The 16238-nt window shown below is 64.4% G+C and carries 16 protein-coding genes; 14 read left to right on the forward strand and 2 right to left on the reverse strand.

The features are described from left to right. Positions 1 to 31 precede the first annotated feature (31 nt). Positions 32 to 2890 carry a cation-translocating P-type ATPase gene (locus AC1DU8_RS00655; RefSeq protein WP_477701529.1) on the reverse strand — a complete coding sequence of 953 codons (2859 nt, stop codon included), beginning with the start codon at positions 2888 to 2890 and terminating at the stop codon, positions 32 to 34. A 267-nt stretch (positions 2891 to 3157) separates the two neighbouring features. On the opposite strand from AC1DU8_RS00655, the gene AC1DU8_RS00660 reads away from it, so the two are divergent. The 14 genes from AC1DU8_RS00660 to AC1DU8_RS00725 all read left to right on the forward strand — a co-directional run bounded on the left by AC1DU8_RS00660 (position 3158) and on the right by AC1DU8_RS00725 (position 15094). Continuing rightward, positions 3158 to 5443, forward strand: coding sequence for a heavy metal translocating P-type ATPase (locus tag AC1DU8_RS00660; RefSeq protein ID WP_477726345.1), 2286 nt, complete (start codon positions 3158 to 3160; stop codon positions 5441 to 5443). Next, positions 5444 to 5581, forward strand: a complete 138-nt coding sequence (gene ccoS, locus AC1DU8_RS00665) for a cbb3-type cytochrome oxidase assembly protein CcoS (RefSeq protein ID WP_431095040.1) — start codon at positions 5444 to 5446, stop codon at positions 5579 to 5581. Between the two features lie 65 nt (positions 5582 to 5646). Then, on the forward strand, positions 5647 to 7080 hold the full coding sequence (gene ccoN / locus AC1DU8_RS00670) for a cytochrome-c oxidase, cbb3-type subunit I (RefSeq protein ID WP_457281527.1): 1434 nt from the start codon (positions 5647 to 5649) through the stop codon (positions 7078 to 7080). A 21-nt stretch (positions 7081 to 7101) separates the two neighbouring features. Continuing rightward, positions 7102 to 7731: a cytochrome-c oxidase, cbb3-type subunit II gene (gene ccoO / locus AC1DU8_RS00675; RefSeq protein WP_457281526.1), complete on the forward strand. Its 630-nt coding sequence runs from the start codon at positions 7102 to 7104 to the stop codon at positions 7729 to 7731. 11 nt (positions 7732 to 7742) lie between these two features. Next, positions 7743 to 7880, forward strand: a complete 138-nt coding sequence (locus tag AC1DU8_RS00680) for a cbb3-type cytochrome oxidase subunit 3 (protein WP_457281525.1) — start codon at positions 7743 to 7745, stop codon at positions 7878 to 7880. Between the two features lie 67 nt (positions 7881 to 7947). Continuing rightward, a complete protein-coding gene (ccoP, locus tag AC1DU8_RS00685) occupies positions 7948 to 8865 on the forward strand; it encodes a cytochrome-c oxidase, cbb3-type subunit III (protein ID WP_457281524.1) in 918 nt (305 codons plus the stop codon). A 7-nt stretch (positions 8866 to 8872) separates the two neighbouring features. Continuing rightward, positions 8873 to 10300, forward strand: coding sequence for a cytochrome c oxidase accessory protein CcoG (gene ccoG / locus AC1DU8_RS00690; RefSeq protein ID WP_477666419.1), 1428 nt, complete (start codon positions 8873 to 8875; stop codon positions 10298 to 10300). A gap of 20 nt (positions 10301 to 10320) precedes the next feature. After that, on the forward strand, positions 10321 to 10578 hold the full coding sequence (locus AC1DU8_RS00695; RefSeq protein ID WP_477666420.1) for a nitrogen fixation protein FixH: 258 nt from the start codon (positions 10321 to 10323) through the stop codon (positions 10576 to 10578). Between the two features lie 27 nt (positions 10579 to 10605). Further along, positions 10606 to 10857, forward strand: a complete 252-nt coding sequence (locus tag AC1DU8_RS00700; protein ID WP_457281521.1) for a hypothetical protein — start codon at positions 10606 to 10608, stop codon at positions 10855 to 10857. Between the two features lie 28 nt (positions 10858 to 10885). Continuing rightward, on the forward strand, positions 10886 to 12160 hold the full coding sequence (locus tag AC1DU8_RS00705) for a PAS domain-containing sensor histidine kinase (protein WP_457281520.1): 1275 nt from the start codon (positions 10886 to 10888) through the stop codon (positions 12158 to 12160). Continuing rightward, the gene (locus tag AC1DU8_RS00710) at positions 12157 to 12801 is read left to right on the forward strand and encodes a response regulator (protein WP_457281519.1); all 645 of its coding nucleotides are present in this window, start codon (positions 12157 to 12159) and stop codon (positions 12799 to 12801) included. The genes AC1DU8_RS00705 and AC1DU8_RS00710 overlap by 4 nt, the downstream gene beginning before the upstream one ends. A 109-nt stretch (positions 12802 to 12910) precedes the next feature. Next, positions 12911 to 13756, forward strand: coding sequence for a universal stress protein (locus AC1DU8_RS00715; protein WP_477726346.1), 846 nt, complete (start codon positions 12911 to 12913; stop codon positions 13754 to 13756). A 139-nt stretch (positions 13757 to 13895) separates the two neighbouring features. After that, entirely contained in the window at positions 13896 to 14330 is a 435-nt protein-coding gene (locus AC1DU8_RS00720) for a response regulator (protein WP_477726347.1), read from the forward strand. Continuing rightward, on the forward strand, positions 14321 to 15094 hold the full coding sequence (locus AC1DU8_RS00725; RefSeq protein ID WP_477726348.1) for a helix-turn-helix domain-containing protein: 774 nt from the start codon (positions 14321 to 14323) through the stop codon (positions 15092 to 15094). The genes AC1DU8_RS00720 and AC1DU8_RS00725 overlap by 10 nt, the downstream gene beginning before the upstream one ends. On the opposite strand, the gene AC1DU8_RS00730 is transcribed toward AC1DU8_RS00725, so the two are convergent. Continuing rightward, positions 15088 to 16173 (reverse strand): fatty acid desaturase, encoded by a 1086-nt coding sequence (locus AC1DU8_RS00730; RefSeq protein ID WP_477726349.1) that lies wholly within the window; start codon positions 16171 to 16173, stop codon positions 15088 to 15090. The two genes, AC1DU8_RS00725 and AC1DU8_RS00730, sit on opposite strands and share 7 nt — an antisense overlap. Between the last annotated feature and the right edge of the window lie 65 nt (positions 16174 to 16238).

The raw sequence follows: 16238 nt of genomic DNA on the forward strand, positions 1-16238 counted from the left end.
GTGTTTCTCCGGCGTCGTCAGGGTGAAGTCTTCACTGCGGGCCGCCGGCCGCGGCGGTTCGCGTTTGCGCATGTCTGCGCCATGCCCGGCTGGCCAGTTTGCGCAATTCGGCGTGCCACAGGACCGTGCTGGCCATGGCGGCGCACAGCAGCCATTGTTCAAACGTAAGGGGCACCGTGCCGAAAGCGTAGTTCAGAAACTCCAGGTTGACCACCGCGATCTGCAGGCCCAACGACAAGCCCAGCGCGGCCCATAGCCATGGGTTGGAGAAAAGGCCGCGAAACGCGGAGGCGGATTCCGAGCGCGCGTTGAAGGCATTGAACAGGTGCGCCAGCACCAGCACGGTGAAGCCGGCGGTGCGGGCGACGGCCAGGTCCTGGTTGCCCTCGATCAGCCCGCCAGGCAACAACATGTCCATGGTCAGGAGCGTCACCACCGCGATGACGGCGCCGGTCTGCAATATCCCCGACCACATGCGGCCATCGATCACGCGCTCATCGCGGGTGCGGGGCTTTCGCGCCATGACGTCGCCGACCGCGGGGTCTATGCCCATGGCCAGCGCCGGCCAGGAGTCGGTGATGAGGTTGAGCCAGAGGATCTGTGTGGCCAGCAGGGGCAGTACCACCGCAACGCCGGGGGCTTGAAGCCCGATGACGCCGGCACCCACCACACCCAGGAACACCGTCAACACCTCCCCCATGTTGGAGGACAGCAGGTAGCGCAGGAATTTCCGGATGTTGTCAAAAATGCCGCGCCCTTCGCGCACCGCCTCCACGATGGTGGCGAAGTTGTCGTCGGCCAGGATCATCCGGGCGGCCTGCCGTGTCACTTCGGTGCCGGTCAGGCCCATCGCGATGCCGATGTCCGCGGACTTCAATGCGGGGGCATCGTTCACGCCGTCGCCTGTCATGGCCACCACCTGGCCGTCGGCCTGCAGCGCATCCACGATGCGCTGCTTGTGCGCCGGCGCGACACGCGCATACACCGACGTCTGGCGAACCGCGGCGGCAAATTCCGCATCCTCCAGACTGTCCATCTCAATGCCGGTCAGCGCGGGCGATTGCGCGCCGCGGATTCCGAGGTCCGCGGCAATGCGCAGCGCCGTGCGCGGGTGGTCGCCCGTGATCATGATGACGCGGATGCCGGCACGCTGGGCCTGGCGTATCGCCACGGCCGCTTCCTCGCGCGGCGGATCCATCAGGCCGGCCGTGCCGACGTAGACCAAGTCTTCTTCCAGTGATGTGGATGCCGGGTCTTCACCGGCGTGCAGTGGACGGAAGGCAACGGCCAGTGTGCGCAAGGCCGCGTCCGAGAGGGTGTCGACGTTGCGGAGCAGGGCGGCCTTGCGGGCGGCATCCATCATCACGGTTGCCGCGCCCACCTTCACATGGGTGCAGCGCTCGATCAGCACGTCCGGCGCGCCTTTGCTGATGAGCATGGCGGCGCCACCTTGGTCATGGTCACGCTCAATCACCGACATCATTTTCCGGTCCGACGTGAACGGAATCTCCCTGATGCGGTCATAGCGGCCGGCGCGTGCCTGGAGTGAAGGGTCGAGCTTGCGCGCGGCGACCAGGAAAGCCGCCTCCGTGGCATCGCCCTGAATCCGCCAGATGCCGGCGGAGTCCTGCCGCAGGCCGGCATTGCCCGCCAGGCTGCCGCCCAGCAGCGCAAACGCCACCTCTTCCCGCAGCGGCCCGGCGGCGAGTTCGCCGCCGGCCTGCTCGACGCGGCCCTCAGGTACATAGCCCACGCCCGTCACCTCCACCATGCCGGATGCCGTTGCAATGCGCGTCAGGGTCATTTCCGCGCGCGTCAGTGTGCCTGTCTTGTCCGTGCAAATGACGGAGGCGCAGCCCAGTGTTTCCACGGACGACAGGTTTTTGATGATCGCCTTGTGCCTGGCCATGCGCTGCACCCCCATGGCCAGCACCACCGACAGGATGGCGGGCAGGCCTTCCGGAACCGCCGCCACCGCCAGCGCCACGCCGAGAAGCAGCACAGCGATGACGTCGCCGGCCGTGCGCAGTTCTGACAGCATCAGGATGGTGGCCACCACCACGGTGGCAATAATGAGCACCGCGATGCCGAGCATCCGGCCCAGCCGGCTTACTTCCCGCGTCAAAGGGGTAGGCGCTTGCGACGTCGCCTCGAGCATGGCGGCAATGGCGCCCATTTCGGTGTTCATGCCGGTAGCCGTGACTACCGCGCGGCCCGTGCCCTGGGTGATGGCCGTGCCCCTGAAGACCATGTTCACGCGGTCGCCCAGCGCGGCCGGGGCCCGCAACGAAGCGGTGCTTTTCAGCACGGCGAAGCTTTCCCCGGTCAGCGAGGCCTCGTGGACACGCAGGGCGGTGGCGGCCGCCAGCCGCGCGTCGGCGCCCACCACGTCCCCCTCATTCAGGACCAGCAGGTCGCCCCGCACCAGCGACGCCAGCGCCACTTTTTGCACGCGGCCGTCCCTCATCAGCGAAGAACTCGCCTGCGTGAGTTTGGCCAGGGCCACCACCGCGCCGCGCGCCTTGGCCTGCTGAACGTAGCCCAGCGCGGCATTGAGCAGGACGACGACGGCAATCACCAGCGCGTCAATCGGCCAGCCTTGCCGCCCGTCCATGGCCCATGCGAGCAGCGAAATGGCAATGGCCGCTAGCAGTAAATAGATCAGGGGGTCCTGGAACTGCGAGAGAATGCGCCGCCACGCACTCACGGGCGGCGCGGCGTTGAGGGTATTGGGCCCTTGCGCGCCAAGCCGCCGTGACGCCTCGCCGGAAGAAAGGCCGCGCAGCAGGTCCGCGCCCGTGCTCGCGGCGACGTCCTCGATCTCGCGCACCGACGGGTCGCAGGGTGTTTCGGGCTGCGGGCTTTCTTCAGCGGCGCGGGGAATTTTCATCGTTGTCTTTTTTTATCCGGTTTTGCCCAGGCGGCGGCAAACGGCAAGCCAGCCTGGAGGCTGCACTCGGCAGGTGCCAGTCTGGCGGCTGCGGAAGGTCCGCCGCTTGTCCTGGATCAAGGCGATGCCACTTCGGCAAACCCTGCATTGCTGTTATCGCAAACATCCGCCTATCGGACTGTTCGATAACGTACAGAGAGGCGCCGCACCCGCCCAGGCTTGATCCATATCAAGGGCGCGGCATGCCGTGCCGGCTACCCTTGCGTCATGCAAACCGCCATCGCCCCGGCTTCCGCCGGTCTCTTGCCGCCCGCCGCCGCATGGGCCGTGCTCGACGAGTCGGCCGAATGGGAGGGCTTTAGCCGGCCGGTCGCGGGGCGCGAGGGCTGGTGGGAGTCGTACCTGGCGCTGGAGGGCATGCACTGCGCGGCCTGTGCGCTCACGGTCGAGGAGGTTTTGCGCAAGCTGCCCGGCGTGGATACGGTCCAGGTCAACGGCGTGACTGCCACGGCGCGGCTTCAGTGGCATCCGCAGACCACGCAGCCTTCTTATTGGATTGCGGCATTGCACCAGGCCGGTTACGGCGCCTTGCCGGCAGGCGACCTGCTGCTGGCCGGCCGCAGGGTGCAGGCTCAGCGGGTGATGTTGTGGCGCTGGCTGGTGGCGGGTTTTTGCATGATGCAGGTCATGATGTACGCGGCACCGGCCTATCTGGCGCCGGCGGGCGAGATCACGCCCGACATCCAGGCGCTGCTGGGCTGGGCCTCCTGGGTGCTGACCCTGCCGGTGCTGCTGTTTTCCTGCTGGCCGTTTTTTGCGGCGGCGCTGCGCGATGTGCGCAACCTGCGCATCGGCATGGACGTGCCGGTGGCGCTGGGCGTGCTGATCGCCTTCGGTGCCAGCACGGCCGCGACCTTTGACCCGGCGGGCCCCTGGGGTGACCATGCCTCGTACGACTCGGTGCCCATGTTCGTTTTTTTTCTGCTGTCGGGCCGACTGCTGGAGCAGCGCCTGCGCGACCGCACCGCCGGTGCGCTGGAGGCGCTGATGCGGCGCCTTCCGGACAGCGTGGAGCGGCGGGAAGCCGATGGCAGTTTCCGCGCGGTGGCCGTGCGCCGCCTTGTCGCCGGCGACTTGATTCGGGTGCTGCCTGGTCAGGCTTTCCCCGCTGATGGGGCCGTTGAGGGCGGTGAGAGCCGGGTCGACCAGTCGCTGCTCACCGGCGAATCCAAACCCCTGCTGCGGCGGGTGGGCGATGGTGTCATTGCCGGCAGCCACAACCTCACGGGTGTGCTGCAGGTGCGCGTGCTGCGCGTCGGGCCGGAAACCCGGTACGCCGAAATCGTGGCCCTGATGGAGCAGGCCTCAGTCGAAAAGCCAGGCCTGGTGCAACTGGTGGACCGCGTCGCCAGTCCCTTCCTGGTGGCCGTGCTGCTGGCGAGCGCCGCCGCAGCCGTGTGGTGGTGGCCTTTTGGTCAGGCGCATGCGCTGGCGGTCGCGGTCGCGGTGCTCATCGTGACCTGCCCTTGCGCCTTGTCGCTGGCCACGCCGGCGGCCATGCTGGCCGGCGCGGGCGCACTGGCCCGGCGCGGCGTGCTGGTGCGCAAATTGCAGGCGCTGGAAAGCTGCGCTGCCATCGACACCGTGATCTTCGACAAGACCGGCACGTTGACAGAAGACCGCATGCAAGTCGTGATGGCCCATACGCCTGCCGGTGTGAACCGCGACGAGGCGTGTGACTGGGCGGGGGCGCTGGCCAGGCACTCGCTGCATCCGGTCTCGCGCGCCATCGCCGCCAGCTTTCCCGCAGCGGACTGGGTGGCCAGCGAAGTGGAGGAGGTTACCGGACGGGGCCTGCGCGGCAAGGTGGCCCGGTTGGACGGCAGTGAGCCGCATTACCTCAACCTGGGGGCGGCCTTTTTTTGCGGCGTGCCTGTGCCGGGCCGCGATGTGCCGGTGTTGCAGGCCCATCTGTCCGATGGCGAGCACTACCTCGCGGGTTTCGAGCTTGACGAAGCGATGCGGCCAGACGCGGCCCAGGCCGTGGACGCGTTGCTCAAGCTCGGTGTCCGCGTGCAGCTGCTTTCGGGCGATACGGGCCAGGCTGTCGCCCACCTGGCGCGCCGGGCAGGCATTGAGTGGTGCTTTGGCGAATGTACGCCTGAGGTCAAACTGGAACATGTGCGCCGCCTTCAGCGCGAGGGCCATCGCGTCATGATGGTGGGTGACGGCATGAACGACGGGCCGGTACTGGCCGTGGCTGATGCGTCCATGGCCATGGGTCAGGCCGTGCCGGTGGCTCAGGCAAGGTCGGATTTCATCATGACCGGCAACCGGCTGCTCACGGTGCCAGCCCTTGTCGCGCAGGCGCGGCGCACCCGGGCGGTCGTGCGCCAGAACCTGTTGTGGGCAGCGGTTTACAACGCGACCTGCGTACCGCTGGCGGTTTTTGGCTATATGCCCACATGGCTGGCCGGCTTCGGCATGGCGGCCAGCTCGCTGCTGGTGGTGGCCAACTCGGCCAGGCTGGCGCGCACCCCGCCGGAGAACTAGATGGATATCCTGTTCCTCTTGATCCCACTCTCAGTCGTGCTGGCCTTGCTGATCATCGGCGCACTGGGCTGGGCGGTATGGCGAGGTCAGTTCGAGGCGCTTGAGCAGGAAGCCGAGCGCATTCTGCACACTGATTGACCTGCATCAAATGGCGCGACCCGTGCCGCATCGACACTTTGAAGCATCAAGACAAAAGGTGCTTCATGAACGAAGAAACGACACGAGGGATCGCCTATCACGACAAGGTGGTTCGCCAGTTTTCACTGGCAGCTGTGCTCTGGGGTGTGGTCGGCATGGCTGTGGGCCTTTTCATCGCCGCGCAGCTGGCATGGCCTGAACTGAACTTCGGCATTCCCTGGCTGAGCTACGGCCGGCTCAGGCCGCTGCACACCAATGCGGTCATCTTCGCCTTCGGCGGCTGCGCATTGATCGGCAGCAGCTACTACGTGGTCCAGCGCACCAGCAGCGTGCCGCTGTTTGCACCGCGGCTGGCAGCCTTTACCTTCTGGGGCTGGCAACTGGTCATCCTGGGCGCCGCGATCAGCCTGCCGCTGGGTTACACCACCGGCAAGGAGTACGCCGAACTCGAATGGCCCATCGACATCCTGATCACCCTGGTCTGGGTGTCCTATGCCATCGTCTTTTTCGGCACGCTGGGAATCCGCAAGGTCCGGCACATCTACGTGGCCAACTGGTTCTACGGCGCCTTCATTCTTGCGGTGGCGGTGCTGCATGTGGTCAACAGCGCGGAGATTCCGGCCGGCTGGATGAAATCCTATTCCGCTTATGCGGGTGTGCAGGACGCGATGGTGCAGTGGTGGTACGGCCACAACGCCGTGGGTTTCTTCCTCACCGCGGGCTTCCTGGGCATGATGTATTACTTCATCCCCAAGCAGGCGGAGCGGCCGGTCTACAGCTACCGCCTGTCCATCGTCCACTTCTGGGCGCTGATCTTCACCTATATGTGGGCGGGTCCGCACCACCTGCACTACACGGCCTTGCCCGACTGGACGCAGTCAGTGGGTATGGTGTTTTCGCTGATCCTGCTGGCGCCCAGTTGGGGCGGGATGATCAACGGCGTGATGACCCTGTCGGGCGCCTGGCACAAGCTGCGCGAAGACCCCATCCTGCGCTTTTTGATCGTGTCGTTGTCGTTCTATGGCATGAGCACCTTCGAGGGCCCGCTGATGTCCATCAAGACCGTCAATGCGCTGTCGCACTACACGGATTGGACCGTGGGCCACGTGCATTCGGGTGCCCTGGGCTGGGTGGGCCTGATTTCCATGGGCACGCTGTATTACATGATTCCCCGCCTGTTCGGGCAAAAGCAGATGTATTCGGTGCGCGCCATCGAGGTGCATTTCTGGACGGCCACCGTGGGCATCGTGCTCTACATCGCCGCCATGTGGATCGCCGGCGTGATGCAGGGTCTGATGTGGCGCGCCATCAACGCCGACGGAACCCTGACCTACACCTTCGTCGAATCGGTGAAGGCCACCTATCCCTTCTACGTGGTGCGTTTCTTTGGCGGGCTTTTGTACCTTGGCGGCATGGTACTGATGGCCTGGAACGTCTGCATGACGGTGGCCAAGGGCCGCCCCGTCCGGGTGCCGGTGCCGGCGCTGGCTCACGCATAACAAGAGAAGAAAGCACATCCCATGAAAGACGAAACCCCCTCTGCGGCCGGCTTCTCGCACGAGAAGATCGAAACCAACAACTTCCTGATGATCATCCTGATCCTGCTGGTGATCGCCGTGGGCGGCCTGGTGGAAATCGTGCCGCTGTTCTTCCAGAAGTCGACCACCGCACCGCTTGAAGGCGTGAAGCCTTATGGTGCGTTGCAGCTGGCCGGCCGCGACATCTACCTGCGCGAGGGTTGCTACAACTGCCACTCGCAGATGATCCGACCGTTTCGCGCGGAGACGTTGCGCTACGGGCACTACTCGGTGGCCGGCGAATTTGTCTACGACCATCCCTTCCAGTGGGGCAGCAAGCGCACGGGTCCCGACCTGCACCGCGTAGGTGGCAAATACACCGACGAATGGCACCGTATCCACCTGAACAATCCGCGCGACCTGGTCCCTGAATCCAACATGCCGGCCTATAGCTGGCTGGAGAAGAAGCCCGTCGACCCCGCCGACATGGCGCCCCGCATGACAGCACTGCGCAGGGTGGGGGTGCCTTACACCGACGCCGAAATCGCCGAGGCCGCTGGTGTGGTGAAGGGCAAGACGGAAATGGATGCCCTGGTGGCCTATCTGCAAGTTATGGGCAAGGCCCTGAAGTAAAGGAGAGCGACATGGACGTCAACACGCTGCGCATCATCGCTACCCTGCTGTGTTTTGCCACCTTCGTCGGTCTGCTGGTGTGGGCCTATTCCAGCCGTAACCGCACGCGGTTTGAAGAGGACGCAAAGATCCCCTTCCTGCAGGACTAGGGGGTAGCGCCATGCAAGACCTCTTCACCGGTTTTTTATTCACTGCACAACACATCGGGTGTGAGCCATGAGCGATTTCACAGACAACTTCTGGTCCTGGTATGTGGCCGCGCTGACCTTGATCGGCATCCTCGGTGCCCTGGTCCTGCTGTGGGCGACGGCCCGCAAAAAAATACCCCAGAACAGCGACAACACGACGGGCCACGTCTGGGATGAAGACCTGCGCGAGTCCAACAACCCGATGCCGCGCTGGTGGATGTGGCTGTTCGTGATCAGCGTGATCTATTCCTTGCTCTACCTGGTCGCTTACCCGGGCCTTGGTGCTTACCCGGGCGAAATGGGCTGGAGCACGCGTGGCGAATACAACACCGCGATGGACAACGCAGACAAGGAGCTTGCACCGCTGTACGCCGGCTTCACCGCCAAAAGCGCGGACGAGCTCGCCGGCGACGCCAATGCCATGGCGGTGGGCGAGCGCCTCTTCATGAACAACTGCGCCCAGTGCCACGGCTCGGACGCGCGCGGCAGCAAGGGCTTTCCCAACCTCGCCGACACCGACTGGCTGCACGGCGGCTCAACCGAAAAAATCAGGGAGACCCTGACCGTGGGCCGCAAGGGCCAGATGCCGCCCATGGCAGCCGCTGTCGGTACAGCGGATGATGTCAAGAACGTGGCGAATTACGTCCTTAGCCTGTCCGGTGGTCCCCACGATTCACTGCGCGCGCAGCTCGGCAAATCCAAATTCACCGCCTGCGCGGCCTGCCACGGCATGGACGGCAAGGGCAATACCGCGATAGGCGCGCCCAACCTGGCCGACGACATCTGGCTGCACGGCTGGGGAGAGCAGGCCATCGTCGACATTGTGAACAAAGGCAAAACCAACGAAATGCCTGCGCAGGCCGGCAAGCTCACGGAAGCGCAGATCCATGTGTTGACAGCTTACATCTGGGGGCTCTCCAACAAAGCCGCTGCGGCAAAACTTTGAGGCGACAGTGACCCAGCTGCCTTTGCGAAAAATCATTCCCATCGTGCCAGCGGCAGAGCCGGCAGGGGAGTCGCTGTACGAGGCGCAAAAGAAAATCTACCCGCGTTCCGTGAGCGGGCTGTTTGCGCGCTGGCGCTGGGCATTCGTCATCTTGACGCAGCTGTTTTTCTACGGCTTGCCGTGGCTGCAGTGGGGGCAGCGCCAGGCGGTGCTGTTCGACCTGGAGGCGCGGCGCTTTTATCTCTTCGGTTATGTGCTGTACCCGCAGGACTTCATCTACCTGACCGGCCTGCTGGTCGCCAGCGCTTTGTCGCTGTTCCTGTTCACGGCGGTTGCGGGCCGGCTTTGGTGCGGCTTTGCCTGCCCGCAGACGGTGTACACCGAAATCTTCCTCTGGATAGAGCGCAAGGTGGAGGGCGACCGCACGGCCAGGTTGCGGCTGGACGGCGCCCCGTTCTCGCTGGAAAAACTGGTCAAGAAGTGGTTCAAGCACATCCTCTGGATAGGTGTGGCGATGTGGACCGGCTTTACCTTTGTCGCTTATTTCGTGCCGGCCCGCGAGCTGATCCTGCAGTTCTTGCAGACCAAAATGGGCGGCTGGGAAATCTTCTGGGTCTTGTTCTACGGTTTCGCCACTTACGGCAATGCCGGCTTCCTGCGTGAGCAGGTGTGCAAATACATGTGCCCCTATGCGCGCTTCCAGAGCGCGATGTTTGACAAAGACACGTTGATTGTGAGTTACGACCCCGCGCGGGGTGAACCGCGCGGCGCCAGGTCGCGCCATGCCGACGCCGCGGCATTGTCCCTGGGCGCCTGTGTCGATTGCACCCTGTGCGTGCAGGTTTGCCCGACAGGCATAGACATCCGCGAGGGCCTGCAGTATGAGTGCATAGGCTGCGCGGCATGCGTGGATGTGTGTGATGGTGTGATGGACAAAATGGGTTATACGCGGGGTCTGATCCGCTTCACCACCCAGAACGCGCTCGCCGGAAAATGGGGTGCTTCACGCATGCTGCGGCAGGTGCTGCGCCCGCGCGTGCTGGTCTATACGGCGCTGCTCGGCGTACTGTGCCTGACACTTCTCTGGAGCCTGGTGGCGCGCATGCCATTGAAGGTCGACGTCGTGCGGGACCGTGCCGCGCTTTCGCGCATCGTGGCGGGCGGGCGGCTGGAAAATGTTTACCGGCTGCAGATCATGAACGCCACCGAGCAGCCGCAGCGCTACACGATTGCGGCCGCCGGACTGGAGAGCCTGACGGTCGCCTCTGAGGCTGAAGTCAGCGTGGGCCCCACCGAATCCCGCTGGGTCGCGGTGCGGCTGCAGATTCCCTACGGCTCGGCGTCGGCCGGCTCGCACGCCATCGTGTTCCGTGTCGGCGATGAAAGCGGGCGTGCCCACGTCGAAGAAAAATCCGTGTTCCTTGTTCCGCGATGAATCGCGATGAAAGGCCCCTCATGAATTCCATTCCCACCCAAGCCACTCCATGGTGGAAGCACGGCCATGTCTGGCTGGTGATTTCCGGGCCCGCCGCAGTGGTCGTGGCAGGCGTGGTGACAGCCTTCCTGGCCGTCAAGTATCCGGATGCCGTGATAGGCGGACAGGAGCCGGCGCGGGCCTCGCGCACCAATGCGCTGCATCAACCCAGGGCACTGGCGCCGGCCCTGGAGGGGCGCAATCACGCGGCCACACCCGACAAAACGGCTCGTCCCTGATCGCCTGCAACGCAAAGAGGAGACCCCATGATTTCAGCCAACAAGATACTGGGCATCGCCTGGCCGGCCTTTCTGTCGGCCTGCCTGCTGGAACTGCTGCTCTTCGGACTGTTCGACCCTGAGGAAATGCTGCGTTACGGGCAACCCGCGGGGCTGTCCCGGCTGGCACTGCAGACCGCCGCCTTTTTTGTGTTCTGGCTTGCCTGCGCGGCCTCCAGCGCCTTGACGGTGCTGCTGATGGGGCCTGTGCCGGCTTCCGCAGAAAGGGCCGGGCGGTAAGATCGGGTTCCACTCCCGAAGCTGCCCCATGTCCCTGTTCCCCCACGTCGGTGACGCGGTGCCCAAGCGCCGGCGCTCCATGGCCATCGCACTGGCCGTGATGGCAACCCTGACGCTGCTGGCCGCCGTCCATCTGGCGTCCAGCCCACAATCGCTGCCGGGCCTGCCGCTGGTTGCAGCGCTGGCCGCCGCCACATGCGGCATTGCCTGGCTGCTGGCCGGGCGTGACGCGGCGCGAGACCGTATCGGCAAGCAAGCGCTGGAGGGCGCGGACGCGAGGCTGGCCGGTCTGCTGGATTCGGCCATGGACGCCATCATCACTGTGGACAGCAAGCAGAACGTGCTCTTGTACAACAAGGCGGCCGAGAAGATATTCGGCTGGCCCACGCGCGAGATGCTGGGCCAGCCGCTCACACGGTTGATTCCACAGCGGCACCAGGGGGCACACGGCGAGCAGGTTCGGCGTTTCGGTCAGACCGGCACAACCTCCAGGCGCATGGGAGATGGCACGGTGCTGTATGGGCGGAGGTCCAGCGGCGAGGAGTTTCCGCTGGAAGCTTCCATCTCGCAGCTCGATACCGCGCATGGCAAGCTTTACACCGTGATCCTGCGCGACGTGACTGAGCGGGTCCGCGCGAGCGAGGAACTGAGCGCCTTCGCCTCGGCGGCCCACGCCATCCGTGAAAGCGAAAAAACACGGATCGCGCGCGAGCTGCACGACGAACTCGCGCAGTCATTGACGGCGATCAAGATGGACGCCACCTGGATTCGGGAAGCCTTGCCCCCGGATGCAGGTGCCGTGCGGGCCAAACTGGACGACATGCTCGGCTTGCTGGACACCACGGTGGCCGCCACGCGCCGCATCGCGTCAGATTTGCGGCCGTTGCTGCTGGACGACCTGGGCCTGGTGCCGGCCATCCAGTGGCTCACCCATAATTTCACCCAGCGTCACGGCGTGGTGTGCAAGCTGTCGCTGGACGAGGAGGTTGAGCTGGCCGAACCGTATGCCACGGCGGTGTTCCGCATTGTGCAAGAGTCGCTCGTGAACGTGGCAAAGCACGCGAGTGCGTCGCAAGTCGATGTACGCATAGCGAGGACTGATGCGGCCGTGATCCTCGACGTGAGCGATGACGGTGCCGGGTTCGCGCCGGACGCCCCGCGCAAGCCCAATTCGCTGGGTCTGATGGGCCTGCGCGAACGGGCCCGCCTGCTGCAGGGGACGGTGGACATAGACACCGCGCCGGGCCAGGGAACCCGCATACGGGTCAGCATTCCGGTGCCCGAAACAGGAGACATCACGTGATCAAAATTGTGATTGCCGACGACCATTCCATCGTGCGGGAGGGGCTCAAGCGCATCGTGTCCTCCATCGATGACATGGAGGTCGCCGGCGAGGCCGGCAACGGGACAGAAGTCATGCAGCGCGTGCGCGAGCTGGCCTTCGACGTGCTGGTGCTGGACCTCTCCATGCCGGGGCGCAGCGGCATGGAGCTCATCAAGCTGATTCGCGGCGAAAAGCCGCAGCTGCGCATCCTGGTCCTGAGCATGCACCAGGAGCTGCAGTACGCCGTGCGCGCCATCAAGAACGGCGCCAGCGGCTACCTGACCAAAGAGAGCGCGCCGGACCAGCTGGAGCAGGCCATACGCAAGGTGGCTTCAGGCGGCGCCTTCATCAGCGCCGAAGTGGCCGAGCAACTCGCGCTGGGTGCGATGCCCGGCAGCCAGGCAGTGCCGCATGAAAGCCTTTCGAATCGCGAGTTTGAAGTGCTGCAATTGCTGGTGGCCGGCGTTTCCCTGACGGACATCGGGACGAAGCTGAACCTGTCGGTCAAGACCGTCAGTACCCACAAGACCAACCTCATGCAGAAAATGGGCTTGCAAAACCAGAGCGAGTTGATCCGTTATGCGCTCAAGCATGGACTGACCGAGCCACTGGACCCCTGAGGCCCACCGGTCTGCTGCGGAAAGCGGCCTTGTGTTGACAACGATCAATACAGCCTCGGGCGCCTCTCCCTACAGTCAGGGTATCCAAACTCTGCACCGGAGGTGTTCCATGAGCAATGAACTCAAACAACTGCTGGTCCATGCCGACGCCTCGCCGCAATTCGCGCAACGCCTTGAATTTTCCTGCCGGCTTGCCGCGCAGTACGGCGCCGGCATCACGGCGCTTTATGCCTCGCCTTCGGCCTCCGAGGCGCTTCCCGTTGCCTCCGGCATGGGGACCGGCCTGGCCGTGAGGCGGGAGAACGTACAGGACACCGAACTGGCGCGGGCGCGCTCGGTGTTCGAACAGATCCGGCCTGCGGGGCTGCCCGCCGCATGGGCTGAAGTCCATGAATTTCCGCTGCTATCGGCCTTTGCCGGGCAGGCGCTCTATGCCGACCTGCTGGTGCTGGGCCAGCACGGCCCGGGCGAGGGTTGGTCCACGCTGATGCCGGCGGATTTTCCGGAGGCTGTGATTGCCCTGAGCGGGCGGCCGGCACTGGTGCTGCCCTACACGTCGGCAAAACCGGGTTTGCCGGGCAATGTGGTGATCGCCTGGAAGCCCACCCGCGGAGCCGCACGCGCGGTGACCGCGGCCCTCCCCATCCTGCGCAACGCAAACTCGGTGCATATCCTGAGCTGGGGCGTTGATGCCGTGGCGGCTACGGGCGCAGGTCCGAATATCGTCTCTTACCTGAAGGTCCACGGTGTCCAGGCCAGCTGGCACCGGGAAAATGTGGAAGGCGCGGAACCCGGGAACCTGGGCGACCTGCTGCTGTCGCGCGCATTCGATCTGCAGGCGGACTTGCTGGTGATGGGCTGCTATGGCCGCGCCCGCGCCTATGAATGGGTATTGGGCGGCGCATCCCGGACCGTGCTTAAAAGCATGACGCTACCCGTGTTGATGGCGCATTAAGCGGGCGCGCTGGTCGGTACAGGCTCGGAAATTTCCGAGTCTGGATCGGAGCGCCGGTGCCGGCGAACCAGCCTTATCCGAGCCGGCCTTTCAGCAAAAGACGATGTCCCTGCCGCGCCGCCTGCGCGACAGTAAGGGCATGCAACACACCGCTTCACCCACCCGGGTCTTTCTGGCCGACGACTCCGCGCTGAGCCGCCGCAGCGTTGCCGAAATGCTTACCGCCCGGGGCGTGGTGGTCGCGGGCCAGGCCGATACGCCGGAGTCTGCGGTCTCGGGCATCCTGGCGACGCAGCCCGATGTGGTGGTGCTTGACGTGCAATTCGAGAAGGGCACGGGCATGCAGGTGCTGCAGTCCATCCTCAAAACCACGCAAGACATTCCTTTCATCATCCTCAGCAACCATGCCGAGGCCGCCTACCGTGCGCGCTACCTGGCTGCGGGCGCTGCCTGTTTTCTCGATAAACACGCCGAGTTTTACCAACTCGGGGACACCGTGGCAATGCTTGCGCAGCCGCGGCGTGTGGATCAGTCCGTTTCTTCCTCCCAATCCAAGGAGTCATCATGCCCTTAGCCTGTTCATCCGCCAGCGGCACTTCATCCGTCAGCGGCATTTCATCCGCCGCTATCCTGCCACTGAAGACTCACTGCTCGAACTGCAACCTGCGCGACCTCTGCCTGCCCTGCGGCATGAAGCCCGCCGATGTGGATGGACTGGACGATCTCCACTTCAGCCGGACGAAGGTCAAGGCGGGGCAGACGCTCTACCACGAGGGCCAGGCTTTCCGCAACATTTATGCGGTGCGTATCGGCACCTTCAAATCCAGCCTGACGCTGGCAGATGGCCGTGAGCAGGTCAGCGGCTTCCAGATGGCCGGTGAACTGATGGGCCTGGACGGTATTGCCAACGGCGCGTATGCCAGCAACTCCACTGCACTCGAAGACACTGAAGTCTGCACCATTCCCTACGACCAGATCAGCGGCCTGGCTGCGACCAGTGCCGACATGCAGCAGGCCGTCAGCCGGCTGATGAGCCGGGAAATCGTCAAGGAGCACAGCCTGATGATGCTGTTGGGCAGCATGAACGCCGAAGAGCGGCTGGCTGCCTTCCTGCTCAACCTGTCACAGCGGCTCAAGTTGCGTGGCTACTCAGCCAGCGAATTCCACTTGCGCATGTCGCGCGCCGAAATCGGCAGCTACCTGGGCATGAAGCTGGAGACCGTGAGCCGCACCTTTTCCGCCTTCCTGCAGCAGGGCATCCTGGAAGTCGACAAACGCCACATCCGCATCCTCGACCACGCGGCCCTCAAACACGTCTTCGATACCCGGGTTCACTGAACGACCATCGACTGGGTGGCCGGGGTACCGGAAAAATCCGTCCATTGCCGCCGCTCGAAGTCATAAAGCTTGCAGCGGCGCGCTGTATCGAAGTACCAGTGCCAGGAAAAAGGCTGTACGACGATGTGGCCAGGCAGCTTGGCCTCCAGCATGGCCTGCGCCTGTTTCAGGCGGTACAGCGGCACGCCCATGTCTACGTGATGGGCCGTGTGCTCCATGATGTGGTGCAGCGCCGCGCCGAAAAACGAGTTGAAGGTCAGGTGCACGGTGGTGGAGACAAAGGGGTTGGCGTCCGACCAGCTTTTTTTGTTGTCATACCAGGCGATCTGGGTGTGCGTGTGGTGCACGTAGACCACAAAACCTATCAGGCCGTTCCACACTAACAGCGGCAGGAAAAAGCCAACGGCCAAAAGCCAGAGCGCCGACTGACCGGTAGACCCTGCCGCGATCACAAGGCCTGCGATCCAGGCTGCGGCAGCGGCAGTGACCAGCAAGCTGTCCGCGACAAAAATGCCGCGCCGCGTAGGCATCACGGCTTTGGACGGGAAGTAAAGCCGCTTCCACCAGATTTCCACGAGGTAGTAGAGCCAGGGCGCCCAGCCGCTGCGGTAGGCGCGCTCCAGCCACTGTTTCCAGACGGGCATGCTTTCATAGGCCTCAAGGGTCGCGGGCTGCCATACGAAATCAAAGCCGCTGAGGTTGGTGTAGCCGTGGTGCACGATGTTGTGCCCGACATCCCACAGGCTGTAGGGCGTGAGCGAGGGCAAAAAAAGCAGGCGGCCCAGCCAGCGGTTGAGTTTGCGGTGTGGGGTGAAGCTCTGGTGGCACGCGTCGTGGCCGAGGATAAACAGCCTCGCGATCATGAAGCCGGCCAAGAGGGCCATGAGCACCTGGAGGGCAGGGTGGCCCGCGAGCACTGCCCCGGCCATGCATGCAGCGAACAGGGCAAAGTCCATCAGGGCCAGCGCCAACGCGAGGCCGGTGTTTTTGGTCGAGACAGGAAGAAGCCAGGAACGCAGGACTTTTCGGTGCGGAAGGACGGTGGCTTGGTTTTCTTGGATTGCTTGTGAGAGGGACATGAGATGAAGGGTTGGCAGCCGGGGCCGTTGACCCAAGGCAATGGGGAAGCCGCCAGCTTACGGCG

The organism is Polaromonas sp. P3_A5 (genome assembly GCF_056403055.1).

Bases quoted from the DNA above. Each gene is read 5' to 3' on its own strand.
- AC1DU8_RS00700 (WP_457281521.1), top strand. From the start codon at position 10,606: ATGATTTCAGCCAACAAGATACTGGGCATCGCCTGGCCGGCCTTTCTG.
- AC1DU8_RS00680 (WP_457281525.1), top strand. From the start codon at position 7,743: ATGGACGTCAACACGCTGCGCATCATCGCTACCCTGCTGTGTTTTGCC.
- AC1DU8_RS00715 (WP_477726346.1), top strand. From the start codon at position 12,911: ATGAGCAATGAACTCAAACAACTGCTGGTCCATGCCGACGCCTCGCCG.
- AC1DU8_RS00695 (WP_477666420.1), top strand. From the start codon at position 10,321: ATGAATTCCATTCCCACCCAAGCCACTCCATGGTGGAAGCACGGCCAT.
- AC1DU8_RS00720 (WP_477726347.1), top strand. From the start codon at position 13,896: ATGCAACACACCGCTTCACCCACCCGGGTCTTTCTGGCCGACGACTCC.
- ccoN (WP_457281527.1), top strand. From the start codon at position 5,647: ATGAACGAAGAAACGACACGAGGGATCGCCTATCACGACAAGGTGGTT.
- ccoS (WP_431095040.1), top strand. From the start codon at position 5,444: ATGGATATCCTGTTCCTCTTGATCCCACTCTCAGTCGTGCTGGCCTTG.
- AC1DU8_RS00730 (WP_477726349.1), bottom strand. From the start codon at position 16,173: ATGTCCCTCTCACAAGCAATCCAAGAAAACCAAGCCACCGTCCTTCCG.
- AC1DU8_RS00655 (WP_477701529.1), bottom strand. From the start codon at position 2,890: ATGAAAATTCCCCGCGCCGCTGAAGAAAGCCCGCAGCCCGAAACACCC.
- ccoP (WP_457281524.1), top strand. From the start codon at position 7,948: ATGAGCGATTTCACAGACAACTTCTGGTCCTGGTATGTGGCCGCGCTG.
- AC1DU8_RS00705 (WP_457281520.1), top strand. From the start codon at position 10,886: ATGTCCCTGTTCCCCCACGTCGGTGACGCGGTGCCCAAGCGCCGGCGC.
- AC1DU8_RS00725 (WP_477726348.1), top strand. From the start codon at position 14,321: ATGCCCTTAGCCTGTTCATCCGCCAGCGGCACTTCATCCGTCAGCGGC.
- ccoO (WP_457281526.1), top strand. From the start codon at position 7,102: ATGAAAGACGAAACCCCCTCTGCGGCCGGCTTCTCGCACGAGAAGATC.
- AC1DU8_RS00660 (WP_477726345.1), top strand. From the start codon at position 3,158: ATGCAAACCGCCATCGCCCCGGCTTCCGCCGGTCTCTTGCCGCCCGCC.